At 69.8% G+C, this 24,751-nt stretch carries 24 protein-coding genes; 9 read left to right on the top strand and 15 right to left on the bottom strand.

All coding sequences use genetic code 11. The features are described 5' to 3' along the window. Entirely contained in the window at positions 1–1,563 is a 1,563-nt protein-coding gene (locus AB0H93_RS32450) for an alanine/glycine:cation symporter family protein (RefSeq protein WP_358577832.1), read from the top strand. Positions 1,564–1,725: 162 nt separating this feature from the next. On the opposite strand, the gene AB0H93_RS32445 is transcribed toward AB0H93_RS32450, so the two are convergent. The 5 genes from AB0H93_RS32445 to AB0H93_RS32425 form a co-directional block, all read right to left on the bottom strand. Then, a complete protein-coding gene (locus AB0H93_RS32445; RefSeq protein WP_358577830.1) occupies positions 1,726–2,577 on the bottom strand; it encodes a YceI family protein in 852 nt (283 codons plus the stop codon). 163 nt (positions 2,578–2,740) lie between these two features. Next, complete coding sequence (locus AB0H93_RS32440) at positions 2,741–5,356, bottom strand: MFS transporter (protein WP_358577827.1); 2,616 nt, start codon at positions 5,354–5,356, stop codon at positions 2,741–2,743. Next, positions 5,353–5,847, bottom strand: a complete 495-nt coding sequence (locus AB0H93_RS32435; RefSeq protein ID WP_358577825.1) for a MarR family transcriptional regulator — start codon at positions 5,845–5,847, stop codon at positions 5,353–5,355. Before AB0H93_RS32435 ends, AB0H93_RS32440 begins: the two co-directional genes overlap by 4 nt. A 166-nt stretch (positions 5,848–6,013) precedes the next feature. Next, a complete protein-coding gene (locus tag AB0H93_RS32430; protein ID WP_358577823.1) occupies positions 6,014–6,496 on the bottom strand; it encodes a MarR family transcriptional regulator in 483 nt (160 codons plus the stop codon). A gap of 150 nt (positions 6,497–6,646) precedes the next feature. Next, positions 6,647–7,450 (bottom strand): pyridoxamine 5'-phosphate oxidase family protein, encoded by an 804-nt coding sequence (locus tag AB0H93_RS32425; protein ID WP_358577821.1) that lies wholly within the window; start codon positions 7,448–7,450, stop codon positions 6,647–6,649. A gap of 301 nt (positions 7,451–7,751) precedes the next feature. On the opposite strand from AB0H93_RS32425, the gene AB0H93_RS32420 reads away from it, so the two are divergent. Continuing rightward, entirely contained in the window at positions 7,752–8,855 is a 1,104-nt protein-coding gene (locus tag AB0H93_RS32420) for an FAD-binding oxidoreductase (RefSeq protein ID WP_358577817.1), read from the top strand. A gap of 184 nt (positions 8,856–9,039) precedes the next feature. Here the strand turns inward: AB0H93_RS32420 and AB0H93_RS32415 are convergent, their stop codons facing one another. From AB0H93_RS32415 to AB0H93_RS32395, 5 genes are all read right to left on the bottom strand, one after another. After that, complete coding sequence (locus tag AB0H93_RS32415) at positions 9,040–9,492, bottom strand: helix-turn-helix transcriptional regulator (RefSeq protein WP_093263994.1); 453 nt, start codon at positions 9,490–9,492, stop codon at positions 9,040–9,042. A gap of 2 nt (positions 9,493–9,494) precedes the next feature. Beyond that, complete coding sequence (gene dnaJ, locus AB0H93_RS32410) at positions 9,495–10,670, bottom strand: molecular chaperone DnaJ (protein WP_358577815.1); 1,176 nt, start codon at positions 10,668–10,670, stop codon at positions 9,495–9,497. A gap of 25 nt (positions 10,671–10,695) precedes the next feature. After that, positions 10,696–11,406, bottom strand: a complete 711-nt coding sequence (grpE, locus tag AB0H93_RS32405) for a nucleotide exchange factor GrpE (protein WP_358577868.1) — start codon at positions 11,404–11,406, stop codon at positions 10,696–10,698. Positions 11,407–11,423: 17 nt separating this feature from the next. Then, positions 11,424–13,295, bottom strand: coding sequence for a molecular chaperone DnaK (gene dnaK / locus AB0H93_RS32400; RefSeq protein WP_358577813.1), 1,872 nt, complete (start codon positions 13,293–13,295; stop codon positions 11,424–11,426). A 270-nt stretch (positions 13,296–13,565) separates the two neighbouring features. Continuing rightward, positions 13,566–14,525 carry a DUF4097 family beta strand repeat-containing protein gene (locus AB0H93_RS32395; protein ID WP_358577811.1) on the bottom strand — a complete coding sequence of 320 codons (960 nt, stop codon included), beginning with the start codon at positions 14,523–14,525 and terminating at the stop codon, positions 13,566–13,568. 248 nt (positions 14,526–14,773) lie between these two features. On the opposite strand from AB0H93_RS32395, the gene AB0H93_RS32390 reads away from it, so the two are divergent. Beyond that, on the top strand, positions 14,774–15,445 hold the full coding sequence (locus tag AB0H93_RS32390; RefSeq protein WP_358577809.1) for a DUF4232 domain-containing protein: 672 nt from the start codon (positions 14,774–14,776) through the stop codon (positions 15,443–15,445). 87 nt (positions 15,446–15,532) lie between these two features. Here the strand turns inward: AB0H93_RS32390 and AB0H93_RS32385 are convergent, their stop codons facing one another. The 4 genes from AB0H93_RS32385 to AB0H93_RS32370 all read right to left on the bottom strand — a co-directional run bounded on the left by AB0H93_RS32385 (position 15,533) and on the right by AB0H93_RS32370 (position 17,611). Next, positions 15,533–16,054 carry an O-acetyl-ADP-ribose deacetylase gene (locus AB0H93_RS32385; protein ID WP_358577806.1) on the bottom strand — a complete coding sequence of 174 codons (522 nt, stop codon included), beginning with the start codon at positions 16,052–16,054 and terminating at the stop codon, positions 15,533–15,535. Positions 16,055–16,152: 98 nt separating this feature from the next. Further along, positions 16,153–16,773: a TetR family transcriptional regulator gene (locus AB0H93_RS32380; RefSeq protein ID WP_358577804.1), complete on the bottom strand. Its 621-nt coding sequence runs from the start codon at positions 16,771–16,773 to the stop codon at positions 16,153–16,155. Further along, positions 16,770–17,093: a multidrug efflux SMR transporter gene (locus AB0H93_RS32375; protein ID WP_358577802.1), complete on the bottom strand. Its 324-nt coding sequence runs from the start codon at positions 17,091–17,093 to the stop codon at positions 16,770–16,772. The genes AB0H93_RS32380 and AB0H93_RS32375 overlap by 4 nt, the downstream gene beginning before the upstream one ends. Positions 17,094–17,173: 80 nt before the next feature. Continuing rightward, complete coding sequence (locus AB0H93_RS32370; protein WP_358577800.1) at positions 17,174–17,611, bottom strand: DUF1707 domain-containing protein; 438 nt, start codon at positions 17,609–17,611, stop codon at positions 17,174–17,176. 398 nt (positions 17,612–18,009) lie between these two features. On the opposite strand from AB0H93_RS32370, the gene AB0H93_RS32365 reads away from it, so the two are divergent. From AB0H93_RS32365 to AB0H93_RS32340, 6 genes are all read left to right on the top strand, one after another. Beyond that, positions 18,010–20,238, top strand: coding sequence for a (Fe-S)-binding protein (locus AB0H93_RS32365; RefSeq protein ID WP_358577798.1), 2,229 nt, complete (start codon positions 18,010–18,012; stop codon positions 20,236–20,238). 181 nt (positions 20,239–20,419) lie between these two features. Then, positions 20,420–20,875, top strand: a complete 456-nt coding sequence (locus tag AB0H93_RS32360; RefSeq protein WP_358577795.1) for a YbaB/EbfC family nucleoid-associated protein — start codon at positions 20,420–20,422, stop codon at positions 20,873–20,875. 2 nt (positions 20,876–20,877) lie between these two features. Further along, on the top strand, positions 20,878–21,195 hold the full coding sequence (locus AB0H93_RS32355) for a type VII secretion target (protein WP_358577792.1): 318 nt from the start codon (positions 20,878–20,880) through the stop codon (positions 21,193–21,195). Then, positions 21,192–21,893, top strand: a complete 702-nt coding sequence (locus AB0H93_RS32350; RefSeq protein WP_358577790.1) for a hypothetical protein — start codon at positions 21,192–21,194, stop codon at positions 21,891–21,893. The genes AB0H93_RS32355 and AB0H93_RS32350 overlap by 4 nt, the downstream gene beginning before the upstream one ends. Positions 21,894–21,899: 6 nt before the next feature. After that, the gene (locus AB0H93_RS32345; protein ID WP_358577788.1) at positions 21,900–22,670 is read left to right on the top strand and encodes an EndoU domain-containing protein; all 771 of its coding nucleotides are present in this window, start codon (positions 21,900–21,902) and stop codon (positions 22,668–22,670) included. Between the two features lie 5 nt (positions 22,671–22,675). Further along, positions 22,676–23,269: a hypothetical protein gene (locus AB0H93_RS32340; protein WP_358577865.1), complete on the top strand. Its 594-nt coding sequence runs from the start codon at positions 22,676–22,678 to the stop codon at positions 23,267–23,269. Between the two features lie 81 nt (positions 23,270–23,350). On the opposite strand, the gene AB0H93_RS32335 is transcribed toward AB0H93_RS32340, so the two are convergent. Beyond that, on the bottom strand, positions 23,351–24,556 hold the full coding sequence (locus tag AB0H93_RS32335; protein WP_358577785.1) for an MFS transporter: 1,206 nt from the start codon (positions 24,554–24,556) through the stop codon (positions 23,351–23,353). Positions 24,557–24,751: the final 195 nt, after the last annotated feature.

Here is a 24,751-nt window from a genome sequence, read left to right as displayed (position 1 = left end):
ATGACCCACAGCACATCGCCGCCGGACGGACAGCTCGTCCTGGCAGCCGAGTCCGGTGCCCTGGCCGGCATCGAGAACGCGATCAACAGCGTGTTCAACCCGATCTCCGAGGGCTTCTCCGACATCGTCTTCGGCGAGATCACCGTCTTCGGCGTGACGTTCCCGTGGATCGTGGCCTGGCTGGTCATCGCCGCCGCGCTGTTCACGGTCGTCTTCGGCTTCATCCAGTTCCGCGCGTTCAAGCTCTCCATCGACCTGGTCCGGGGCAAGTACACCGACCCGAAGGAACCGGGCGAGATCAACCACTTCCAGGCGCTGGCCTCGGCGCTGTCGGGCACCGTCGGGCTCGGCAACATCGCCGGCGTCGGCGTGGCGGTGACCATCGGCGGCGCGGGCGCGACGTTCTGGATGATCGTCTGCGGCCTGCTCGGCATGGCCACCAAGTTCGTCGAGTGCACGCTGGGCGTGAAGTACCGGGAGATCGCCGCGGACGGCACCGTCTCCGGCGGCCCCATGCACTACCTGCGCAAGGGCATCCCGGAGCGGATCCCGGGCGCGTTCGGCGCGGCGCTGGGCAAGGTGCTCGCCGTGCTGGCGGCCGTGATGATCCTGTTCTTCGCCATCGCCGGCGGCAACATGTTCCAGGCCAACCAGACCTTCGCGCAGCTGCGCGACGTCACCGGCGGCGACACCGGCTGGCTCGGCTCCGACGGCGCGGCCCTGGTCTTCGGCATCCTGCTCGCGGTCGTCATCGGCGCCGTGATCATCGGCGGGATCAAGTCCATCGGCGCCGTCACCAGCCGCCTGGTCCCGGCGATGGCCGTCATCTACGTGACCGCGTGCCTGATCGTCATCGGCGTCAACTTCGACGCGGTGCCCGCCGCGGTCGGCGAGATCATCTCCGGCGCGTTCACCCCGGAGGCCGGGTTCGGCGGCATGATCGGCGTGCTGATCGTCGGCTTCCAGCGCGCCGCCTTCTCCAACGAGGCGGGGCTCGGCTCGGCACCCATCGCGCACTCCGCGGTGCGCACCAAGCATCCAGCCACCGAGGGCCTGGTCGCGCTGCTGGAGCCGTTCATCGACACGGTGATCGTGTGCACCATGACGGCGCTGACCATCGTCATCGCCAAGACGCAGTTCTGGGTGGACGCCCAGCAGCAGGTGCTGGCCGGCGGCGAAACCCCGGACGGCGTCACGGTCACCTCGGAGTCCTTCGCCACGGTGCTGCCGTGGTTCCCCTACGTCCTCACGCTGGCCGTCGCGATGTTCGCCATCTCCACGATCATCACCTGGGGCTACTACGGCCAGCGGGCGTGGCTGTTCCTCTTCGGCAGCGGCAAGACCAGCGAGCGCGTCTACAACGTCGTGTTCTGCCTGTTCACCGTCGTCGGCTCGGTGCTGACGCTGGGCAGCGTGCTGAACTTCGCCGACGCGGTGCTGTTCGCGCTGGCGCTGTTCAACATCATCGGGCTGTACATCATGATCCCGGTGGTGAAGCGGGAACTGGCGTCCTACCGGGAGAAGCTGCGCACCGGCGAGGTCCGCAAGTTCGAAAAGGTCTGACGCACCCCACGTCCCCGACCTCGAGGTTCGAGGGTCCGCAATTTCCATTGAAATTGCGGAAGTTGTCCACAACCTCCGGCGTGTCGCGTGCCCGACACGCCGGAGGTCCGCAATTTCAATGGAAATCGAAGGTCCGATTTCCATTGAAATTGCGGTGAGAACTCAGTCCTCGCGGACGGCCTGGATGTCGATCTCGACCTTCAGGGTGGTGCCGATCGCGGCGATCCCCGTTTGCAGGGCCTGGTTGAACGTCATCGCGAAGTCCTCGCGGCGCAGCTGGGTGGTCGCCGTCGCCGAGGCCCGGGTCCCGCCCCACGGGTCCGGGCCCACGCCGGCGAACCGGGTGTCCAGCCGCACCGGCCGGGTCACCCCGCACAGCGTCAGCTCGCCGTCGAGGTCCCAGCGGTCGCCGCCGCGCGGGCGCAGCCCGGTGGACCGGAAGGTGATCTCGGGATGCCGCTCCACGTCCAGGAAGTCCGCGCTGCGCAGGTGGTCGTCGCGCATCCCGTTGGCCGTGTCGATGCCGGCCGCGGCGATCCGTACATCCACTGTGGACGATTCCACCGGGTTGCCGATGCGCACCTCGCCGCCGAACTCGTTGAAGCGGCCGTGGATGCTGCTGATCCCCAGGTGCTTGGCGGTGACCTGGATCGACGAGTGCACCGGGTCGATCCGCCACAGCCCGGGCGACGGCAGGTCGGCCCCGCCGACCCGGCGCAGCTCGACCTCTCCGAGAGTGGCCGCCGTCCCGTCGTGCACCAGCGTGGTCCGGGCGAGCGGCTCGTGCCCGACCGCCGTGACGATCGCGGTGTAGGCGCCGGCCCGCAGCCCGGCGGCGACCACCGAGCCCTGCGCGTCGCCCTGCACCCTCGCGACCTGCGTGCCGGTGCCGTCGATGACGGTCAGCACCGCTTCTGGCACCGGCCAGCCGTCGCCGCCGCGCACCGTCGCGGTGACCGCCCCCGATGCGGCGGCGACACCGGGCGCTTCGGCCTGTCGTTGGCCGAGATCCATCTAGAACATCTCCTCCGTGGCTTGCGGATCGCCGGCCGCTCGCGAGCGGGAGTTCCGGCAAGAACTCCCGCTCACGACCAGGCGTAGCCCGATCCGCGCGCTCTCGCTCGGGTCGTGAGTGGTCGCTCCGGTAAGAACTGGCACGACCACTCACGACCGATGGTCAGTCGCCCTGCGGGTAGCCGAGTTCGACGTCGTGGGTGCTCTGCTCGCCCGACAGCCGCAGCGAGGTGGCGATCGGCGGGTAGCCGGTCGCGATCACCGTGTACTCGCCGTCCGGCAGGTCGGTGAAGGTGTAGTTGCCGTCGATGTCGGTGGTCGCCGCGCCGACGACCGTGCCGCCGGAATCCAGCAGCGTCACCCGCGCATCCGCGACCGCGACACCGAGGTTGGCCGACCGGACCACGCCGATGAGCTGCGCGCCGGACTGCAACGCGACGTCCAGTGCGGACTGATCGCCGTCGGTCACGGTGACCGAGTTCGCCACCGGCCGGTAGCCGGGCGCGGTGACGGTCAGCGCGTAGGAGCCGCCGACGAGGTCCGCGAACAGGTAGTGCCCGTCCGGCCCGGTGCCCGCGCTGGCGACCACCTCGCCGCGGACGTCGGTGAGCACCACCATCGCCCCGGCGACGCCCTGGCCACCGACGTGCACCAGGCCGGTCAGCCGCCCGGCGCCGAGCAGCTGCACGTCGTGGCGCACCGGGCGGTCGCCGACCACGACCATCGACGCCGTCGGCTGGTAGCTGCCGCCGGAGGCGATCAGCACGTAGGTGCCGCCGTGGCCGACCGCGAGCTGGAACTGCCCGTCCTGGTCGGTGCGGGCGCGTTCGACCTGCCGCCCGTTGGCGTCGGTGAGGGTGAGCACGACGCCGGAGACCGGGGTGCCGACCGAGTCCTGGACGGTGCCGTGCACGAACAGCCCGCCGCCGTCGACCGGGGTCGTCAACTCGCCCGCCAGGTGCTTGCCGTTGGTCGCGTAGCGACGCGGCGCAACCGGCTCTGACCAGGCATCCGAGTGACCGTCCACAGAGTTGTCCACAGGCTCGGCGGCCAGCTGCGCGGGCCGCGACCCGACGCCCCCAACCTGGGCAGAGCCGTTCGTCGCGGGACGCGCCACGGCCGAGTTGTCCACAGGCCGGGTGAGGTTGTCCACAGCGTCGTCGTGCGCGGTCACGGCTGCCGCCTCCCTTTCCTCGTGACTGTCGATCGTGGTGCGCAGCGGGGTCTCCCGGATGAAGATCACCGCGAGGAAGGTGACCACCGCGATGCACGCGGAGACGAAGAAGATGTCGCCGATCGCGTCGCCGTAGGCCGCCCGCACGATGGTCTGCACGGGTTCCGGCAGGTGGTCGACGTCGAGCGAGCCGCCGCCCGAGCCGGCCGCCTTCGGCACGCCGGGGATCTTCGCCAGGCCCTGCATGATGTAGTCCGACACCTGGGTGGCCAGCACCGCGCCCAGCACCGAGACGCCCGCCGAGCCGCCGAGGGTCCGGAAGAACGTCACGACCGAGGTCACCGACCCCATGTCCTTGCCGCTGGTGGTGTTCTGCACCGCCAGCACCAGGTTCTGCATCAGCATGCCGACGCCGACGCCCATCAGGAACAGGTAGACCCCGACCAGCACCAGGTTCGTCTCGTGGTCCAAGGTGCTCAGCAGCCACATCGACGCGATCATCACGATCGAGCCGATCACCAGGAACGGTTTGATCTTGCCGGTGACCCTGGAGATGATCTGCCCGGACACGGTCGAGGAGATGAACAGGCCGCCGACCATCGGCAGCGTCATCAGCCCCGCCGTGGTCGGCGTGAAGCTGCGCGCGATCTGGAAGTACTGGCCCAGGAACACCGAGCCGCCGAACATCGCGGTGCCGACCGCGACGGTGCCGATGGTGGACAGCGTGACCGTCGGGTTGCGGAACATCCGCAGCGGCACGATCGGCTCGCTGACCTTGGTCTCGATGATCACCGCGATGATCAGGGCGAGCAGGCCGCCGCCGACGTAGGTCGCGGTCTCCACCGACCACCACTCGAACTGCTTGCCGGCCAGCGAGACCCACACCAGCAGCAGGCTCACGCCGCCGACCAGGAACAGCGCGCCGAACCAGTCGATCTTCACCGGCCGCTTGATGACCGGCAGCTTCAGCGTGCGGCCCAGCACGATGAACGCGATCACCGCGATCGGCACGGTCACCCAGAAGCACCAGCGCCAGCCCAGCCACGAGGTGTCCACGATCAGGCCGCCGACCAGCGGGCCGCTGACCGTGGCGACCGCGAAGGTGGCGCCGATGTAGCCGCTGTAGCGGCCGCGGTCGCGCGGCGAGACCATCGCCGCGATCACGACCTGGATCAGCGCCTGCAGGCCGCCCATGCCGATGCCCTGCAGGGCCCGGAAGCCGATGAGCGTCTCCATGGACTGCGCGAAACCGCCGAGCACCGAGCCGACCGTGAAGATCGTGATGGCCAGCTGGTAGAGCAGCTTCTTGCTGAACAGGTCGGAGAGCTTGCCCCAGATCGGGGTGGATGCGGTCGAGGTGAGCAGCATCGCCGTGACGACCCAGGTGTACTGCCCCTGGGTGCCGTCGAGGTCGGCGATGATCCGGGGCAGCGCGTTCGACACGATCGTCGAGCTGAGGATGGCGACCAGCAGCGCCAGCATCAGGCCCGACATCGCCTCGAGGATCTGCCGATGCGTCATCGACGATCCCGCGGCGGGCTCGTCGCGCCCGTCCCGGCGGGCCGGCGCTGTGGCGTCCGGCGCCGTCTCCGTCGAGGTGGTCATCGAGTTCCTTCCTTGGTCACGGGGCCGGTGAGGCAGGCCCCGTCGTTGAACGTGTTGCGACGGATGTCGTCCATCGCTTCCCCCAGCAGTCCGGCGAGTTGGCGCACCTTGGCGTCGTCCCAGTGGGCCAGCGCCTCGCCGATCCATTCCGCCTTCCGGCGTTCCAGCTCTGCCACCGCGCGTTCCCCCTCGGCCGTGGCGCGCAGCAGCGCTACTCGCCGGTCGGCGGGGTCGGGGCGACGGGTGATCAGGCCGGCTTGCTCCAGCTGCCCGACCTGGCGGCTCACCACTGACGCGTCGACGATCCGGTGGTGGGCGAGGTCGGAGGCCCGGCACTCACCGCGGAAGACGAGTTCGGTGAGCAGCCCGGCGGCGGCGTAGGGCACCTGTTCCGCCGTGAACTGCCCTCGCTGCATGGCCACCTGCTTGAGGCCGAGCATCGCTCGAAGCGGTCGGAGCAGCTCGGCGCAGGTCTCGAGTGTCGGTCCCATGAGCCCAATCCTTTAGTTGCTGCACGCAACTATAAACGCATTTAGTTGCACCACACAACTTGTCCCCGCTGTGACGCCACCCACCGCCCACACGACCAGCGGAAAACGAAGGGCGCCCCCGGCCGGAAAGATCGGCCGGGGGCGCCCCTGATCTGGAAGAACGAGCTCACATCATGCCGTTGAGCTTCCCCAACAGGCGGGCCAGCTCCTTGAGGTCCTGGGTGGTCCAGCTGGCGAACTGGCCGTGCAGGTGCTTGCGGCGCTCCTCGCGCACCTGGGCCAGCCGCTCGCGACCCAGGTCGGAGAGCTGGATGCGGCGGGCCCGGCCGTCGTCCGGATCCGGCACCCGCTCCAGCAGGTCCAGGTCCACCAGCGTGGCGATCTGCCTGCTCACCGTGGACTTGTCCAGCCCGGTGCGATCCGCGACGTCCATGCCGCGCAGCGGCCCGGCGTCGTCGACCATCAGCAGCAGGCTGTACGAGGCCGGGTCCAGGTCGGGGTGCACGTGCGCGGCCACGGCGGTCGACAGGTTCCGGGCGCGGCGGAACATCATCACCAGCTCGCGCTCGACGGATTCCGCCGCGGTGCGCCGGTCGACACCCTCCTCGCGCACCCCGCCGATAGGCCCGCGCGCCTCGTCCTCGATCACAGCTCTCCCGCCCGCACCGCCGACGAACGTGGCGGCACCACCCGTCGGCCCGCTCCTCGCGAGGTCAACGCTAGTCCGTTTCGCCCCACTTTAAGTGCACGTCTCGAACACATTTCGCGTGGCAGTGCGGGCGGACCGCGCGGGCCGGGCTCAGCAGTCGCGGCTGCCCACCGGTTCGGGCCGGTGCCACGGCCGGGGCATGCCCTTGGACTCGAAGTAGTCGCCGCCCTTGCGCTTGACGTCGTCGGTGCCCCAGCTGCGCGTGCGCAGCACCGGCACCATCCGCGGGATGTGCTTGCGGCAGTGGATGTAGGCCTCCTCGACCTGCACCACCACCCAGCGCTCCGGCGTGCGGCCGCGGTCGAACTCGGCGGGCAGCGCCGGGTAGATCGAGCGCAGGTCGGCGTCCTCGACGATGCGGGCCTTGCCGTTGATGTGCAGGCCGATCAGGTCGGTGACGAAGTCCACCAGCAGGATCCCGATGTGCGGGTTCTCGCTGATGTTGCCCAGGCTGGCCAGCACGCCGTTGCCCCGGTACTCCGGGTAGCACAGGTGCCGGTCGTCCAGGACCTCCATGAAGCCGGGCGGCCCGGCGCGGAGGCTGGAGTCGCACTCGCCGCGCGAGTCGGAGGTGGCCACGAACGCCATCTCCATCCGCCCGATGAACTCCTTCATCTGCGGGTTCAGGTGGTCCAGCACCTGGTCGTCGTAGAACTTCCGGGCGCGCTTCTCGGTGCCGTAGGCGCGTTGCAGCAGGTGTTCGCCGGCAGAGCCGGGCAGGGGGACGGGCCGCTCCTCGACGAACGGGTCGCGCGGCGGAGCGGCCGCCGGGCGGTGGTGCTGGAGCGGGGTCACGACCTGCCAGGCATCGTTCGGGGGCGGCGGGTCGGACAGCTCCAGGTCGAGCAGCGCCGCATCGGCCGTTCCGGTCGGCGTCGGGTGATCGGGGGTCACGCGGGTCACCGTGTCACGCCTCCCTCTTCCGTCACAACGGTGGATACTAGGTTCCCCCAACAGGTCGATGCACGATCTACAAGATGTAGTTGAAAAGCACTCAAAAGTGGCATCAAGGCAGACGCGTCGCTAGGCACGAGTTAGGGTCCTTCCTGTGTCGGGGGACGCTTGGAAGTAGTGGTGTGCCTGCCTTGGGTACGACCGCCAACGTGGAGAAACGCCCCGAACCATGACAGCGAACGCCGTACTGAGCCCCGGACCACCCCCGAACAACGAGCCGTCGAACTCCGGTGTGAGCAAGATGGTCCGTCTGATCCGCGAGAGCTTCGCCGTCGTCGAGCCGCACACCGACGAGGTGTCCAGGTTCTTCTACGGCATGCTCTTCAGCCTCTCGCCGGCCACCCGCGACCTGTTCGCGGTCAACATGGAAGTGCAGCGCAGCCGCCTGCTGCGGGCGCTCGTGCACGTCATCCAGATGGTCGACAAGCCCGACGAGCTGCTGCCGTTCCTGCACCAGCTCGGCCGCGACCACCGCAAGTTCGGCGTGGTCGCCGCCCACTACGAGGCGGTCGGCACCGCGCTGCTCGCCGCGATCAAGAAGTACGCCGGCGACGCCTGGACCGACAGCGTCGAGCGCGCCTGGGCCGAGGCGTACACCGTGATGGCCTCCGCGATGACCGAGGCGGCGGCCGCCGACGACGGCCCCGCCTGGTACACCGGCCAGATCGTCCACCACGAGCGGCTGAGCTGGGACGTCGCGGTGCTCCGCGTCCAGTCCGACCACCCGGTGCCGTACCAGCCCGGGCAGTACGTGAGCGTCGAGGTGCCGCAGCGGCCCCGGCTGTGGCGCTACCTGACCCCGGCCAACGCGCCGAACGACGACGGGATCATGGAATTCCACGTCCGGTCCGTGGAGGGCGGCTGGGTCAGCCGGGCGCTGGTCGGCCACGCCCGCCCCGGCGACCAGTGGCGGATCGGCTCGCCGATGGGCCGGCTGACCGTGGACCGGGAGAACACCCCGGACGTGCTGATGATCGCCGGCGGCACCGGGCTGACCCCGATGCGCGCGATCATCGACGACCTCGCGCAGTACGGCGAGAACCCGCGCGTGCAGCTGTTCTACGGCGGCCGGACCCGCGAGGACCTCTACGACCTGGAGAACCTGCAGCGCATCGCGATGCACAACCCGTGGCTGACGATCACGCCGGTGCTGGAGGACGAGCCGGGCGTCTCTGGCGCCGAGCACGGCACGCTCGCCGAGGCGGTGACCCGCTACGGCGCGTGGAAGGACTGGGACGTCCTGGTCAGCGGCTCGCCGGGGATGATCCGGGCGACGGTCTCGAGCATGCTCGTGGCGGGAACCTCGCTCGACCACATCCGCTACGACCCGTTCACCCTGGACTGACCGAACGACCCGGGGTGGGGCCGGCTTCGATGGCCGGACCCCACCCCGGGTCGTTCGATTTCAATGGAAGTTGCGGACCTGCGGCGTGTCGGACCCCGACACGCCGGGGACTGTGGACAACTCCCGCAATTTCAATGGAAATCAGACCTTCGATTTCCATTGAAATTGCGGTGGAACCCGGAGCTCAGCGGCGCTTGCGGTCTGGTTTCCAGACGACTAGGGCCGTCTCCTGGCGGATCGGGACCAGGTCCCGGCGGTAGGAGGCGTGCACCGCCGCCGCGGCTTGTTCCGCCGCCGCGTGCGCCGCCGCCACCTCCTCGGCCAGCTCCTGAACCTTCGCGCGGAGCGCGTCGACCTCGTTCTCCAGGTCGATGATCCGCTTGATGCCCGCCAGGTTCACGCCCTCCTCCTGGGAGAGGCGCTGCACCTCGCGGAGCAGGGCGATGTCGCGCAACGAGTAGCGGCGGCCGCCCGCCGGGGTTCGCCCGGGCGAGACCAGGCCCAGCCGGTCGTAGCTGCGCAGGGTCTGCGCGTGCAGCCCGGACAGCTGTGCGGCCACCGAGATCACGAACATCGGCGTGTCCTCGTTGGCCCCTGGCGGGAACCCGAAGCCCGGATCGGTGGGGCGACCGGCCATGACTACCTCCCGAGCAGCTCGTTCAGGTCGCGGCGCGGATCGTGGTCGGCGGTCGCTTCCGCGTAGTCCGCCAGCGCCTCGGTCGCCTTCTCGTCCAACTTGGACGGAACCGCGACCTGCAGCGTCACCAGGAGATCTCCGCTGCTGCCGTCCTTCTTGCCCACGCCCTTGCCGCGCACCCGGAAGGTGCGGCCGCTGCCGGTCCCGGCCGGGACCTTCAGCGAGACCTTCCCGTCCAGGGTCGGCACGGTCAACGTAGTGCCCAGCGCCAGCTCGGGGAAGGTGACCGGCACCGTGATCGTCAGGTCATCACCGGAACGTCCGAACACCCGGTGCGAGTTGACGTGCACCACGACGTACAGATCGCCGGAGGCGGCGCCCTGCCGACCGGGTTCGCCCTGACCCGCCAGCCTGATCCGCTGCCCGTCGGACACCCCGGCGGGGATCCGCACCGTCAGCGTCCGGCTGCGGGTGCTGACGCCCTCGCCGCGGCAGTCCGGGCACGGGTCGTCGATCAGCTGGCCGCGGCCCCGGCAGTCCGGGCACGGCTCGCTGAACGCGAACGCGCCCTGGTTCCGCGTCACCAGCCCGGTACCGGTGCAGGTGGCGCAGGCGCGCGGCCGGGTGCCCGGCTTGGCGCCCGAACCGTGGCAGGTCGGGCAGCTCACCGGGCTGGACAGCCGTAGCGGAACCGTGGCCCCGCGCACCGCTTCGGCGAAGTCGATGCGCACCTCGGTCTCCACGTCGGCGCCGCGCCGCGGCCGGTGGGCCGTGCCGGCGCCGGAACGGCGGTTGCCGAACAGGCCGCCGAACAGGTCGCCGAGCCCGCTGCCACCGGCACCGCCACCGGCGCCCCCGAAGAGGTCTCCGATGTCGAAGCCGCCGCCACCCGGGCTGCCGAAACCGCCGAAGCCGCCCTGGCCGCCGCCGAACGTGCCGCTGCCGAACAGCTTCCGGGCCTCGTCGTACTGCTTGCGCTTGTCCGTGTCGGACAGCACGCCGTAGGCCTCGGAGACGGCCTTGAACTTGGCTTCGGCCTGGGCGTTCCCGGGGTTGGCGTCCGGATGGTTCTCCCGGGCCAGCTTCCGGTACGCCTTCTTGATCTCGTCGGCCGAAGCCGTGGAGGAGACGCCCAGTTCGGCGTAGAAATCCTTCTCAAGCCATTCCCTGGCGCTCACCGGGCGCTCCTCCCTCCGTTCCCGATCAACCCTGCTCGGCTTGCTTCTCGTCGGCCGCCTGCTCGGCGGATCCGGCGGGCTCGGCGGCCGGCTCGTGATCGGTCACCGCGACCATCGCGGGGCGCAGCACCCGGTCGGCGAACCGGTAGCCGCGGCGCAGCACGACCGTGACGGTCGGGCCGCTGACGTCCGGGGAGGTGCTGTGCTGCACCGCCTCGTGCACCGACGGGTCGAACTCGTCGCCTTCGGCGCCGAACGCCTCCAGCCCGGCCGAGTTCAACGCCGTGATCAGCTTGTCCGCCACGGCCTTGAAGGCGCCGTTGAGGTCGCCGTGGGCCTCCGCGCGCTCGAGGTCGTCGAGCACCGTCAGCAGGTCGCCGGCCACCGACGCCTTCGCGGCGGCGATCACCGATTCGCGGTCGCGTTCCACCCGCTTGCGGTAGTTCGCGTACTCCGCGGTGACCCGCTTGAGATCGGCGGTGAGCTCGTCGACCTGCTTCTGCAGTCCGGCCTGCTCGCCAGCCGCCTGCTCGCCCGCGGGCTGCTCGGCGGTCGGCTCCGCGGCCTCCTGCGCGGCGCCCTTGACGATCTCCTCGTCGAGGGTGCCGGAGATGCTTTCGGCCACCTGCGCCTCTTCTCCGTTCGGAGCAGGCGTCCGGCGCTGGCCGGTCACGGGGTCGATGCGCCGCCGATCCCGGACCACCACCGGCTCCTGCTCGCCTTCGTTGCGCGACATTTCCGGCCTGTCCGCGGTCACTTCTTCTTCTCGTCCTCGTCGTCGACGATCTCCGCGTCCACCACGTCGTCGTCCTTCGACGCACCGGCCCCGGCGGCACCGGCACCGGCAGCACCGGCGTCACCCGCACCGGCCGCGGCGTTGGCACCGGCGTCGGCGTACAGCGCCTGGCCGAGGGCCTGCGACTCGGTGGCGAGCTTCTCCACCGCGGCGGAGATGGCGGGCACGTCGTCGCCCTTGAGCGCCTCGTTGACCTCGCCGATCGCGGCCTTCACCTTGTCCTTGACGTCGGCGGGCAGCTTCTCGTCGTTCTCCTTGAGGACCTTGTCGGTCTGGTAGACCAGCGTCTCGGCCTGGTTGCGGGCCTCGGCCTCTTCGCGACGCTTCTTGTCCTCGTCGGCGTGCGCCTCGGCGTCCTTGACCATCCGGTCGATGTCGTCCTTCGGCAGCGCGGAGCCGCCGGTGATCGTCATCGACTGCTCCTTGCCGGTGCCCAGGTCCTTGGCGGAGACGTGCACGATGCCGTTGGCGTCGATGTCGAAGGTGACCTCGATCTGCGGCATGCCGCGCGGCGCCGGCGGGAGACCGGTCAGCTCGAACATGCCGAGCTTCTTGTTGTGCGCGGCGATCTCGCGCTCGCCCTGGAAGACCTGGATCTGCACCGACGGCTGGTTGTCGTCCGCGGTGGTGAAGGTCTCGGAGCGCTTGGTCGGGATCGTGGTGTTGCGCTCGATCAGCTTGGTCATGATGCCGCCCTTGGTCTCGATGCCCAGGGACAACGGGGTGACGTCGAGCAGCAGGACGTCCTTGACCTCACCGCGCAGCACGCCGGCCTGCAGGGCGGCGCCGACGGCGACGACCTCGTCCGGGTTGACGCCCTTGTTCGGCTCACGACCGTTGGTCAGGTCCTTGACCAGGTCGCTGACCGCGGGCATCCGGGTGGAACCGCCGACCAGCACCACGTGGTCGATGTCGTCCAGCTTCACGCCGGCGTCGCGGATGACCGCCTCGAACGGCTTGCGGCAGCGCTCCAGCAGGTCGGAGGTGATGCGCTGGAACTCGGCGCGGGACAGCGTCTCGTCCAGGAACAGCGGGTTCTTGTCCGCGTCGACCGTGATGTACGGCAGGTTGATGCCCGCGGTGGAGGAGCTGGACAGCTCGATCTTGGCCTTCTCGGCGGCTTCCTTGATCCGCTGCATGGCCATCCGGTCCTTGGTCAGGTCGATGCCCGACGAGGACTTGAACTTGTCGACCAGCCACTCGACGATCCGCTCGTCCCAGTCGTCACCACCGAGGTGGTTGTCACCGCTGGTGGCGCGGACCTCGACGACGCCCTCGCCGATCTCCAGCAGCGAGACGTCGAAGGTGCCGCCACCGAGGTCGAAGACCAGGATGGTCTGTTCCTTCTCGCCCTTGTCCAGGCCGTAGGCCAGCGCCGCCGCGGTGGGCTCGTTGACGATGCGCAGCACGTTGAGGCCGGCGATCTGGCCGGCTTCCTTCGTGGCCTGCCGCTGGGCGTCCTCGAAGTAGGCCGGGACGGTGATCACCGCGTCGGTGACGTCCTCGCCCAGGTACGCCTCGGCGTCGCGCTTGAGCTTCATCAGCACGCGGGCGCTGATCTCCTGCGACGTGTAGGGCTTGTCGTCGATCTGGACCTTCCAGTCGGTGCCCATGTGCCGCTTGACCGACCGGATGGTGCGGTCCACGTTGGTGACGGCCTGGTTCTTCGCGGGCTGACCGGTGAGGATCTCGCCGTTCTTCGCGAAGGCCACGATGGACGGGGTGGTCCGCGAGCCCTCGGAGTTGGCGATCACCGTCGGTTCACCGCCCTCCAGGACGGAAACGACGGAGTTGGTCGTCCCCAGGTCGATGCCGACCGCTCGCGCCATGCTCAATTCCTCCCGACTTGAAACCTGCGCCCAAGCGCCATCCCCGGCACTTGAGCCTTGCTCACTCAAGTTTTACCCACTGCGCATCATCACCGTCAATCCGGATTGAGCGCGGGTCACTCAAGCTTTCTGCCAGCACAACGGCTGACCAGGCACGGGAGTTCCCGGGCGTGACATGGCCGACACCTCGTCGTGATCGAATCGGCCGGTACCGGGCATGGGCGAACGCCGACACGTCGCCTTGTCGACATGTCGGCGCCGGGGGAGGGGTCAGGCCGACCGGACGGTGATGCCCCCGCTGCCGGTCGACAGCGTCAGGCGCTTCGCGGCCGCCGGGTCCTGCACGACGCCCACGTCGACGCCGCCGGAGCCGGTCTCCGCGTCGACGCGGTAGTGGTCGCCGGGCACGGTCAGCTCGATGCCGCCGCTGCCGGTGGACGCCTCGACGGTCTGCGGGCCGGTCAGCCGCAGCTCGACGCTGCCGGACTCGGCCTTCGCGACGATGTCCGCACCGCGCAGGTCCTCCCCCATGATGCCGCCGCTGCCGCTCTCGACCGCGACCCGGCCGCCGATCCCCGCCAACGTGATCTCGCCGGAGCCCGTGATCGCGTCGACCGAGCCGCCGACCTGGGTCGCCGACACCCCGCCGGAGCCGGTGCTCATCCTGACCTCACCGCTGACCTCGGCCAACGTGATCTCGCCGGAGCCGGTCTCCGCGTCGACCGGACCGTTCACCCGGGCCACCGAAACCCCGCCGGAGCCGGTGCGCACGGCGACCGGGCCGCCGATGTCGGCGATCGTCATCTCGCCGGAATCGGTCTCCGCCTGCACCGACCGCATGCTGGCCACGTTCAGCCCGCCGGAGCCGAGGTTGCCCTGCACGGGCACCGAGACCGGCAGCGTGACCTGGTAGTCGACGGAGCAGTTCCAGCCGCAGTCGGTCGGCAGCACCAGTGCGCCGCCCTCGACGCGGTGCTCGATCTCGTCGGTGGTGTCGCTGCTGCCCCAGAACAGGCCTTCCCAGCGGTGCACGCGCTGCACGATCTCGCCGCGGCCGCCGGGCGCGTGGCGCACCTCGACCTCGCCGCTGCCGCCTGCGAGCTCGACGCGGTCGATCCCGTCCAACGCGGTGGTGCGCTCCTGCACGGACGACTTCGGCCACCAGAACAGTGCCGCTCCCCCGATCAGCACCAGCGCCGCGCCGCCCACCGCGAGTCCCACCCGAGCCATCGTGATCCCCCTGAATCCGCTTTGTCGCGCCCACGAAATTACGCACAACGCCCGGCCCACGCCTCAGGGACACCCCCGAAACACCCCGGAACTCTCCCGAAGACGACGTTCGTCGGCGGCCGCGCAACTTTCGGCTTCCACCATTCGGCGGCGCTCCCTCGCCTGTGACGCGGCGCACCCGACGCAACCCGTTGCGCGCCAACGCGTCTCCTGATCGGGCGCAGCGAACGAAGCAAGGAGATGCACCAGTGTTCAAGAACTCTCGGGGTATTCGGGTCGGCATGTTCGTCGCGGGCGCTTGCGTCCTCGCCGCCACGACGGCCTGCAGCCCGCAGCAATCCGCTCCGCAGCCGGGCACTCCGGACGCGGTCGCATCGAGCTCCGCCGGGTCGGACCAGGGCGAGCCGGGCGGCAACTCGTCGCCGGTTGCCGCGAACACCCAGGGCTCCAGCGGATCGGCCGGCTCCAGCACTCGCCAGGACTGCGGCGTTGACGTCCTGAAGCTGACGATCGGCGAATCCGACGGCGCCGCCGGGCACATCTACGCGCCGCTCCAGTTCACCAACACCGGCCCGACCACCTGCACGCTCTCCTCCGCGCCCGGCGTCTCCTACGTCGGCAGCGGCGGCCGCCAGATCGGCGAGCCGGCCAAGCGCGTGATCAAGGACCGGCCGGTCATCAGCCTGGCACCGGGCGACACGGCGTCCGCGCCGTTCCTGTTCAGCCCGGTCGCGCACATGACCCCGGAGGACTGCGGCGCCGAGGCCGCCGAGGGCCTGCGGGTGTACCCGCCGAACAGCAAGGCGGCGATGTTCCTGCCGCTGCCCAACGCGATGGGCTGCACGACGTTCACCCAGGACGCCGACTACGCCAAGGTCGGCGTCGTCCAAGCAGGCCCGAACAACACCGTCATCGGCTGAGCCGGTCGGGCTCGTGAGCGTTTTGGATCGCCAGTGCACTCCGGAACGGTCACGAGCTTTCGGTGTCCGTCCACTTGGGACCGTCGGTCAGGCGCCGAAGACCTCGTCGTAGGCGGACTCGAAAGCGGCGAGGGACTTCGCGTCGAAGAGCACGAAGCGCACCTCGGCGACGTCGGTCTCGGCATCGCGCACCGTGTGCAAGGCGATCCGCGCCGCTTCGTCGAGCGGGTACCGGTAGACGCCGGTGGAGATCGCCGGGAAGGCGACCACCTCGGCGCCGAGTTCGTCGGCGACCCGCAGGGATTCCCGGAAGCACGACGCCAGCAGCCCGGACCGGTCCGTCGCGGCGGTATAGGTTGGCCCGACGGTGTGGATCACCCAGCGCGCCGGGAGCTCGCCGGCGGTGGTCGCGACAGCCTGCCCCGTCGGCAGGCCGTCCGGGTACCGGCTCGCGCGGAGCAGCCGGCATTCCTGGAGGATCGCCGGGCCGCCGCGCCGGTGGATCGCGCCGTCCACGCCGCCTCCCCCGAGCAGCGACGAGTTCGCCGCGTTCACGACGGCGTCGACGTCCTGCTCGGTGATATCGCCCCTGACCAGAGTGACCAGCATGCGAGGAGTGTGCGCCGCCCCCTCGAAGCCCGCTCACCGCGTCGACCGCAGTTTCAATTGAAACTGGACCTTTGATTTCAGGGCGAGCAACACGACCTTCAGCTGATCAGCCGCGCGTCCCGCAGGTAGTCCACCGGCTGCAGGAGGAAGCGCACCGTCGGTTCGAGCTCGTCGGCGGTGGGCGGCTCGTCGGCGATGAGCGCCTGCATGAGCAGGCCGTCGATCCCGGCGAACAGCGCCCGGATCACCGGCTCGTCGCCGCCCGCGCCGCCGTTGAGGAAACCGGTGGCGACCTCGATCCAGCGGCGGGCCGCCGGGCGCAGCGCCGGGCGGCGGGCGGCGAGCAGGTAGAGCTCGTACTCGCCCAGGGTTCGTTCGCGCTGGTCGCGCACCATCGCCGCCAGCGCCTCGGCGATCACCCGCGGCCAGTCCGAGTTCTCCCGGACCTGCCCGCTCAGCCGGTCGATCTCGTTGATCAGGGTTTCGCAGCTCTCCAGCAGCGTGGCCACCAGCAGGTCGTCGATGCCCGCGAAGTAGTAGGCGATCGACGCGGGCGGCACCCCGGCCTCGCGGGCGATGTTGCGGTGGCTCACCGCGGCGACGCCGTCGCGGGCGACGACCCGCAGCGTCGCGTCGATGATCGCGCGGCGACGGCGCTCACCCTTGAGACGGCGACCGTCGGTCTCCGCCTCCTCGGGGGTGCGCCGCGGCGACGTCAATGCGCGCCGCCCAGTTCGAGCGCCAGCACTCCGCCGATGACCAACGCGATGCCGGCGACCTGCACCGCCGTGATGCCCTCGCCGAGGAACACCGCGCCGATGATCGCCACCAGCGCCACCCCGGCCCCGGCCCAGATCGCGTAGGCGACGCTGACCGGCAGGCCGAGCTTGAGCACGGCGCTGAGCGCGCTGAAGGCCACCAGGTAGCCGACCACGACCAGGATCGACGGGACGGTCCTGCTGAAGCCCTCGGACAGCTTCAGCGAGACCGTGGCGAGCACCTCGCTCAAGATCGCCACCGCCAGCAGCAGGTAGGCCACGCTTCCTCCCCGAAAAACTTGTACGAGTGCCCTACTTTTTCAGCATACGGACGGCCGATCACGCGTGCACGCGGTTTTCCCTAGTCGTCCGAGCCCTTGTGCTTCTTGCCGCCGCTGTCGCCGGAGATCATCGAGGCGACGTTGATCGCGGCCCAGATGCCCATCGGGATCATCGGCCAGAAGAACTTCGGCTCACCGGAGCTGATCGAGGTCACCACCCAGATCGCGATGAGGATGAAGGAGACGCCCGCCCAGTCGCGCCACTCCTTGATCAGGTTGCGCCTCTGCCGCTCGCGCTTGGCGACCTCCGGCGACGGCTTCGCGGGCACCGGCTCCGGCAGGTCGGCCACCAGCGGCTGCAACTGGCCGAGCGTCGTCGCCGCGTACGCCTTCTGCAGGCGGTCGTCGTACTCGGTGATGGTGAGGCGGCCTTCGTCCTGCGCCGCGCGCAACCGCTGCGCGATCGCCTCCCGATCAGCGTCCGATGCGCGCATCGCTTCGCCGCCCGACCCACCCATGCCGATCCCCCTGCTTCGACGCCACCCGCTGAATTGACCGAACAGATCGTTCGCCCGATCGAATACGTGGCGAAAATCGCACCACGGCCGCAATTCTGCCGCGATTGGCCGCGGCGGTGCCCGGGACGCGGTGAAATCGTGATGCGACCTCGCACACGTCTAACAGGAACAACTCCCGAAACGCCCACAACGGCATCGCGCCCCCAGGGGACCGGATGATCGCCCTCGGGGCACGCAAGACCGAAACAACTTGGACGACTGCACAACTAGTTTTTCGTCCAGTGGTCTCGCAGAATCACCGTCTGTTCCCGACATGAGCGGCGGCAGTATAGTTACCGGTGAGTAACACGGCGTACGCTGCTCACACCACCGCCCCCGGAGGAAAGGCACCCGAACCAATGGGCGCTGTACAGATCACGCTCGGCGGGATCGCTGTCGTGCTCGGCATCGTCGCTTGGGGCATGTTCGCCGCGACGATCGCCAAGTTCGTGCGCATCATCCGCCTCGGGCAGCCGGACGGTACCCGAAACGGCCCCGTCATGGCCCGCCTGGCCACCATGGTCAAGGAGTTCGCCGCCCACACGCGGATGAACAAGTTCCGCAACGTCGGGATCTGGCACTGGCTGGTCATGTGGGGCTTCCTGATCGGCTCCCTGGCGCTGTTCGAGGCCTACGGCGAGGTCTTCGTACCGACCTGGGGCTGGCCGATCCTGGACGACCTCGCGATCTTCCACCTCCTGATGGAGATCCTCGGCGTCGGCACCGTGGTCGGCATCCTGGTGCTGATCGTGATCCGCCAGCGCAACCACCCGCGCCGCGCCGGCCGGGTCTCCCGCTTCCAGGGCTCGAACTTCGCCTGGGCCTACTTCATCGAGGCCGTGGTCCTGATCGAGGGCGTGGGCATCCTCGGCGTCCGCGCCGCGAAGTCCGCGCTGGGCGTGCACGAGATGCCGCTGTGGGCGGAGTTCGCCTCCGGCCCGATCGGCTCCCTGCTGCCCGCCAGCCCGAACCTCGTCTCGTTCTTCGCCTTCATCAAGCTGATGAGCGCCACGATCTGGCTGATCGTGATCTCCAGGACCATGACGATGGGCATCGCCTGGCACCGGTTCAGCGCGTTCTTCAACATCTACTTCAAGCGCGAGGCCGACGGTGGTGTCGCGCTGGGCGCGGTGAAGCCGATGATGTCGGCGGGCAAGCCGCTGGACTTCGAGGAGGCCGACCCGGACACCGACGTCTTCGGTGCGGGCAAGATCGAGGACTTCTCCTGGAAGGGCTGGCTGGACTTCACCACCTGCACGGAGTGCGGTCGGTGCCAGTCCCAGTGCCCGGCGTGGAACACCGGGAAGCCGTTGTCGCCGAAGCTGCTGATCACCTCGCTGCGGGATCACGCGTATGCGAAGGCGCCGTACCTGCTGGCCGGTGGCCGCAAGGACATGGCCGGTGACGAGGTCGGCATCACCGGCGACGACGCCGAGGCCAAGCTGGCGGGCATCAACGTGCTCGCGCTGGCCGAGGCGGAGCGCCCGCTGATCGGCGGCCCCGAGGAAATGGGCGTCATCGACCCGGACGTGCTGTGGTCCTGCACCAGCTGCGGGGCGTGCGTGGAGCAGTGCCCGGTGGACATCGAGCACGTGGACCACATCGTCGACATGCGCCGCTACCAGGTGATGATCGAGTCGAACTTCCCGACCGAGCTGGGCGGGATGTTCAAGAACCTGGAGAACAAGGGCAACCCGTGGGGCCAGAACGCCAAGGACCGGTTGGCGTGGACCGAGGGCCTGGACTTCGAGGTGCCGGTGTTCGACGGCGAGCTCGCCGACGACGTGGAGTACTTGTTCTGGGTCGGGTGCGCGGGGGCGTTCGAGGACCGGGCGAAGAAGACCACGCGGGCGGTGGCGGAGCTGCTGCACCTGGCCGGGGTGTCCTACACGGTGCTGGGGCCGGAGGAGTCCTGCACCGGTGACCCGGCCCGTCGGGCGGGCAACGAGTTCATCTTCCAGATGCTGGCGCAGCAGAACGTCGAGGTCCTCAACAGCGTGTTCGAGGGCCGCGAACGCGGCAAGCGGAAGATCGTCGCCACCTGTGCGCACTGCTTCAACAGCCTGGCGAACGAGTACTCGGAGCTGGGCGGGGACTTCGAGGTGGTGCACCACACCCAGCTGCTGAACCGGCTGGTGCGGGAGAAGCGGCTGGTGCCGGTGGCGCCGGTGGCCGAGGACGTCACCTACCACGACCCCTGCTACCTGGGGCGGCACAACAAGGTCTACACGCCGCCGCGTGACCTGGTCGGGGCGTCGGGGGCGACGTTCCGGGAGATGCCGCGGCACGCGGACCGCTCGATGTGCTGCGGCGCGGGCGGGGCGCGGATGTGGATGGAAGAGCGCATCGGCAAGCGCATCAACGTCGAACGCGTCGACGAGGCGCTCGGGACCGCGCCGACGAAGATCGCCACCGGCTGCCCGTTCTGCAAGGTGATGCTCTCCGACGGCCTCACCGCCCGCCAGAGCGAGAAGGTCGCCTCCGAGTCCGTCGAGGTCGTCGACGTCGCGCAGCTGCTGCTGTCGGCGGTCAAACGCGGCGAGACGTCCACATCGGACACGGCAGACGCGGCGCCCACCGGTAGCTGAGTCCTCCAAGACGAAGGGCACTTCCCGTCGATTCGATCGGCGGGAAGTGCCCTTCGTCCTTTCCGGCTCGGCATCGAGAAACGCGTGATGCCAACCACTTTCGAACGCGAGCCGACTGCGCCGCCGCCGCGCTGTTTAAACTCCCCCGGAGCAATGCGCCACTTGGCGGAATCGGAGAAACATGGACGGCAACATCCTCGATCCGGACGGCGCACGCGAGCGCCTGGCCGCCTGGAAGGGCCGGATCGACAAGCTGGCCGCGGACACCCAGACGATGAGCGACCGGCTGCAGCAGGTCCGCGCCACCGCGAGCGACCCGAACGGGCTGGCGGAGGTCACGGTCGACTCGACCGGCGCGCTCGTGGGCCTGCAGCTGACCAGCCGGATCCAGCGGGTGGCGCCGGACGTCGTCGCGCAGGCGATCATGGCCACGCTCGGCGTCGCGAAGAACAAGCTGGCCGACCAGTCCCAGGAGATCATCGCGGACACGGTGGGCACCGAATCGCCCGCGGCGCGGGCGATCGCGGACAGCGTGGAACGGCACCTGCGCACCGGTCCGGCTCCGGAACCCGCCGCCCCCGACGCCGAGGACTACGACGAGGGCTACGAGATCAACACCCACCGCGAGCGGTGGTGAGCATGGGCGACGGGTACAACGTCAACATCGAGCAGCTGCGCTCGCACGCGGCCAACGTGGACGCGATCAAGGACCGGTTCGCCGCGGTGAAGTCCGCCAGCGCGAACATCGTGCAGGACGACCAGGCGTACGGGCTGCTGTGCGGCTGGATCTCCGGCGTCCTTGAGGGCCGGCACACCAAGCAGGACGAGCTGATCGCGTACGTGGAGGAGAACCTCTCGCTCCTCTCCGAGGAGCTGCGCGCCAGCGGCGACGACTACCAAGCCCTCGACGAGGAGCACGCCGGCCTGATCCGTTCGAGCGGCGGGGAAATGCCATGACCGACAAGTCACTGGTCGCCCCGGTCGGGTCGTCCCGCGAGGCGTGGACCGGCGCCGGGCTCGCGGACAGCATCGAGGGCCTGGCCGACGCGATCAAGTCCGAGGGCTGGGTCGACGACGCGCTGGCCGGCGCGGGCCTGGCGGTCGAGGTCGCGGCGAGCGCGCTGGACCCGATCAGCGCGCTGCTGTCCAACGGCCTGGGCTGGGCCATGGAGTACTTCGAGCCGCTGCGGGAGATGCTCGACGAGCTGACCGGCGCGCCGGACGTGGTCCAGTCCCAGGCCAAGACCTGGAACAACATGGCCACCGAGCTGGGCGCCATGGCCACCGATCTCGAAGCGCACCTCAAGGACGACCTGCCCGACTGGACCGGCGCGGCCTCGGACGCCTACCGCGGCATGATGGCCAACAACGTCGAGGCCATCGGGGGCCTGGCCGCGATCTCGGCAGCGATGGCGGCGGCCACCGAAGGCGCGGGCGGCCTGGTGGAGCAGACCCGCGAGATCGTCCGCGACCTGATCGCCGACCTGGTGGCCAGGGTGATCGTGTGGGCGGTGGAGGCCGTCTTCGTGGTGACGATCCCGGTCGTCGCCGCGCAGATCGCCGCGGCGGTGGTCAAGTGGGCCGCGCGGATCCTCACCTACACCACGTCGCTGATCACCAGCCTCACCAACCTCACCAAGCTCCTCGACGAGTAGGCGTCCATGGCGAAACCCAAGAATCCGCACGGGGACGGCGGAGACGGTGGCACCACCGGAAAACCCCCGCAGAAGCACGGCAGCATCGACGCGGGCAAGGGCATCTCCAGCGCGCAGCAGGCCACCGCCCAAGCCGCGCAGAACGGCCGCCCGGGAGGCTCCGGCGGCAAGCAGCCGAACAACCCCACCAACCCGCCGTCGAACAAGCCCACTCCGCCGCCCAAGCCGACCGCCCCGCCCAAAGCGGACGACATCCACCACAGCGACGCCTCCGAGGCGCACATCGTCGGGGGCGACGGTGGCCGGCAGGGCGGCCACATCGCGGGCACCGGGCTCTCGAAGAAGACCGAGTTCCCCCAGAGCTGGGATGGGCCGAAGATCCTCGACGCGTCGCACCAGGTCACGCAGCAGGGGCCGCCGGCGAAGGGCCCGTACCTGACCAAGGACGTCAACGGCAACAAGGTGTGGGCCTACGACTACACCGGCACGGTCGACGGCGTCACCGTCAAGACGACCGTGCTCGCCGACGGCGAAATCCGCACCGCGTACCCGCCGAACAGCGCCGACCCCGGCGTGATCACCAACCCGCCCGCACCGAACCCGCAGCCGAAGGGCGTGCCGGTGAGCGACCCGCCTCGTTACAGTCACCCCGACGTCGGCGGTGACGGCAGCTGGACGTGGGAGGGCCCGAAGGGCGACAAGATAGTCAGGGTCGTCCAGGACGCCGAGGGCAACGTGACCAGGACCGAACTCGGCGACTACCAGAAGAAGAAGTGAGCGCCATGGATGTGAAGACCTACGCCGCGGTCACCGACGTGTGCGCGCGGCTCGCGGGCCGACTGTCCGACGACACCCTGGGAGTCGTGCGCGACCAGTACGCCGCCGGCGAGTCGGACCTGGCCGAATCGACGCTCCTGCTCAACCTGGCGGGCGAGGGCGTCGGCATCACCCGCGAGGAGCAGGACCTGATCCGCGCCACCCTGGACGACCCGGGCAACCCGGACCTGGACGACGTGCCGGTCATCGACGCGGTTCCGCCGCTGCAGTACCGCTTCAGCCCGGCCGGCCCCGCGGACGCGCCCGACCCGAGCCGAGCGGACATCGTCCTGTCGACGGACGCCCCGCGCCACGGCGGTCACCGCCTGCGCCGCGCCTGGCGCGAGCCGCTCGCGGGAGCCCAGGACGCGGCGGCGTGGGTGTACGTACTGCAGGTGGCCGAAGGCACGGACGAGCTCAGCGCGTACGCGGGCCTGTCCTCGCGGCTGTGGGTGGCGCTGAAGGAGAAGTGGCCGCTGGAGGTGGTGGTGGAGGGCAAGCAGCTGCCGCAGTACCAGGCGGCAGCCCTGACCGCCGCCCACCAGATCTGGCCCGCCTGACCACCCGGAAGGCCGCCACGGGGTCGTGAGCGTTTTGCGTTGCCATAGCAGCACGAACCGCTCACGGTCCCGTTCGCGATCTCACCGCTCGGCTTCCCGCCCAGGAACATTCTGCTCAGGCTGGTGCTCGGCGACTTGCCGGTGGATGAGCGCCGCCGTCCGGCGAGGCCCCGCGCCGAGGGTCGCCATCGCGACGGCAGCCGCGAGCAACAGCACCGCCCGGAGGCTCCACAGGTCGGCGAGCGCCCCGAACAACACCGGTCCGATGATGGCGCCGACCCCGAGGAACAGGACCGTCGCGGTGAATCCGACGGCCGGCCGGTCCGGGAAGACGCGGTAGCTCCAGACCGCGAGGAGGCCCGACGTGGCCATGAAGGCGAAGCCGTAGGCGATCGCGGAGATCCCGATCGCGGGCCACCAGCCCGGGGCTGCGGCGATCAGGGCGGTCGCGACGCCGAGCGCGCTGAACAGCAGTGCGTGGGACCGCCGCAGTCCGAGCCGGGCGAAGACCCGCCCGGCGCCGATGGCCGTGATTCCGGCGATTCCGAGCAGGGTCCAGAACACCAAGCCCGCGGTCGCCTCCGCGGCTCCTGATATCGCGGCCACCGCGAACGTCCAGTACACCGCGCCGACGACGCCGTAGGACAGCGCCGTCGAGTAGAGCGCGGCCGTGCCCGGACGCAGGAAGAACCGCAACGACGTGCGGCCCGCCATGCGCGGTGCGGGTTTCGTGCCGCGCAGCAGCCACGCGTTGCAGGCGGTGGCGAGCACCGCGATGCCGCAGAACGCAGTCCAAGCCCCGCGCCACGTGCCGACTCCGGACAGCGCGAGACCCCCGGCCGCGGTGATCGCGAACGCGGTTCCGCTCGGGATCGCGGCGAGCAAGGCGGGGCGGCGGGCGGGGGCGACCAGCTGATCGACGGCGTCGGAGTACGGGGACCAGGCGAAACCGGAGCTGGCCCCGGCCACGGTCACGCCGGCGAGCAGCTGCCACGGCTGCTCCGCCAGCACTACCAACGCCATTCCCAGTGCGGCCGATACCCCGGCGGCGATCACCAGCGGCCGCGGCCCCAGCCGATCGGCGAGCATTCCGACGGCGCCCAGCGCGAGCGCGTAGCCGAGGTAGGCGCCGCTGGCGATCGCCCCGGACGCTCCCACCGAAAGGCCGAACACCTCGCGGATCTGGGGTTCGAACAATCCGTACCCGTAGCGGGCGAAGCCGTAGGACACGCCGATCATGGCGATCGCGGCACCGCCCAGCCGCCACTCGGCCGACCCGGCGTTCACGAAGAATCCTTGCGCCCGGGAGTCGGGCGCACCCCGTGGCGAATGCCGTGACCTGCGTGCATTCCAGAGCCGAAGTCGCGGATGAACGAGCCCAGCCGCCGCAGCACCCGTGCCATGAATCCCCCTCTACACTGATCTGTGAAGTTCGATCCGAACCGTAAGGTACACAGACCTGTGAACACAAGGGGGTCGGCC

Source organism: Saccharopolyspora sp. NPDC050642, from assembly GCF_040654735.1.
Taxonomy (GTDB): domain Bacteria; phylum Actinomycetota; class Actinomycetes; order Mycobacteriales; family Pseudonocardiaceae; genus Saccharopolyspora; species Saccharopolyspora elongata.
The sequence above is the reverse complement of the archived record's forward strand: the minus strand, read 5'-3'. Positions and strand labels throughout refer to the sequence as shown.

What these genes read in the sequence shown, in the direction of transcription:
- AB0H93_RS32415 (WP_093263994.1), bottom strand. Translation starts at nt 9,492, where the DNA reads ATGGCCGGTCGCCCCACCGATCCGGGCTTCGGGTTCCCGCCAGGGGCC.
- AB0H93_RS32445 (WP_358577830.1), bottom strand. Translation starts at nt 2,577, where the DNA reads ATGGATCTCGGCCAACGACAGGCCGAAGCGCCCGGTGTCGCCGCCGCA.
- AB0H93_RS32345 (WP_358577788.1), top strand. Translation starts at nt 21,900, where the DNA reads ATGGCGAAACCCAAGAATCCGCACGGGGACGGCGGAGACGGTGGCACC.
- AB0H93_RS32385 (WP_358577806.1), bottom strand. Translation starts at nt 16,054, where the DNA reads ATGCTGGTCACTCTGGTCAGGGGCGATATCACCGAGCAGGACGTCGAC.
- AB0H93_RS32360 (WP_358577795.1), top strand. Translation starts at nt 20,420, where the DNA reads ATGGACGGCAACATCCTCGATCCGGACGGCGCACGCGAGCGCCTGGCC.
- AB0H93_RS32395 (WP_358577811.1), bottom strand. Translation starts at nt 14,525, where the DNA reads ATGGCTCGGGTGGGACTCGCGGTGGGCGGCGCGGCGCTGGTGCTGATC.
- AB0H93_RS32350 (WP_358577790.1), top strand. Translation starts at nt 21,192, where the DNA reads ATGACCGACAAGTCACTGGTCGCCCCGGTCGGGTCGTCCCGCGAGGCG.
- dnaK (WP_358577813.1), bottom strand. Translation starts at nt 13,295, where the DNA reads ATGGCGCGAGCGGTCGGCATCGACCTGGGGACGACCAACTCCGTCGTT.
- AB0H93_RS32365 (WP_358577798.1), top strand. Translation starts at nt 18,010, where the DNA reads ATGGGCGCTGTACAGATCACGCTCGGCGGGATCGCTGTCGTGCTCGGC.
- AB0H93_RS32450 (WP_358577832.1), top strand. Translation starts at nt 1, where the DNA reads ATGACCCACAGCACATCGCCGCCGGACGGACAGCTCGTCCTGGCAGCC.
- AB0H93_RS32340 (WP_358577865.1), top strand. Translation starts at nt 22,676, where the DNA reads ATGGATGTGAAGACCTACGCCGCGGTCACCGACGTGTGCGCGCGGCTC.
- AB0H93_RS32440 (WP_358577827.1), bottom strand. Translation starts at nt 5,356, where the DNA reads ATGACCACCTCGACGGAGACGGCGCCGGACGCCACAGCGCCGGCCCGC.
- grpE (WP_358577868.1), bottom strand. Translation starts at nt 11,406, where the DNA reads ATGTCGCGCAACGAAGGCGAGCAGGAGCCGGTGGTGGTCCGGGATCGG.
- AB0H93_RS32370 (WP_358577800.1), bottom strand. Translation starts at nt 17,611, where the DNA reads ATGGGTGGGTCGGGCGGCGAAGCGATGCGCGCATCGGACGCTGATCGG.
- AB0H93_RS32420 (WP_358577817.1), top strand. Translation starts at nt 7,752, where the DNA reads ATGGTCCGTCTGATCCGCGAGAGCTTCGCCGTCGTCGAGCCGCACACC.
- AB0H93_RS32355 (WP_358577792.1), top strand. Translation starts at nt 20,878, where the DNA reads ATGGGCGACGGGTACAACGTCAACATCGAGCAGCTGCGCTCGCACGCG.
- AB0H93_RS32435 (WP_358577825.1), bottom strand. Translation starts at nt 5,847, where the DNA reads ATGGGACCGACACTCGAGACCTGCGCCGAGCTGCTCCGACCGCTTCGA.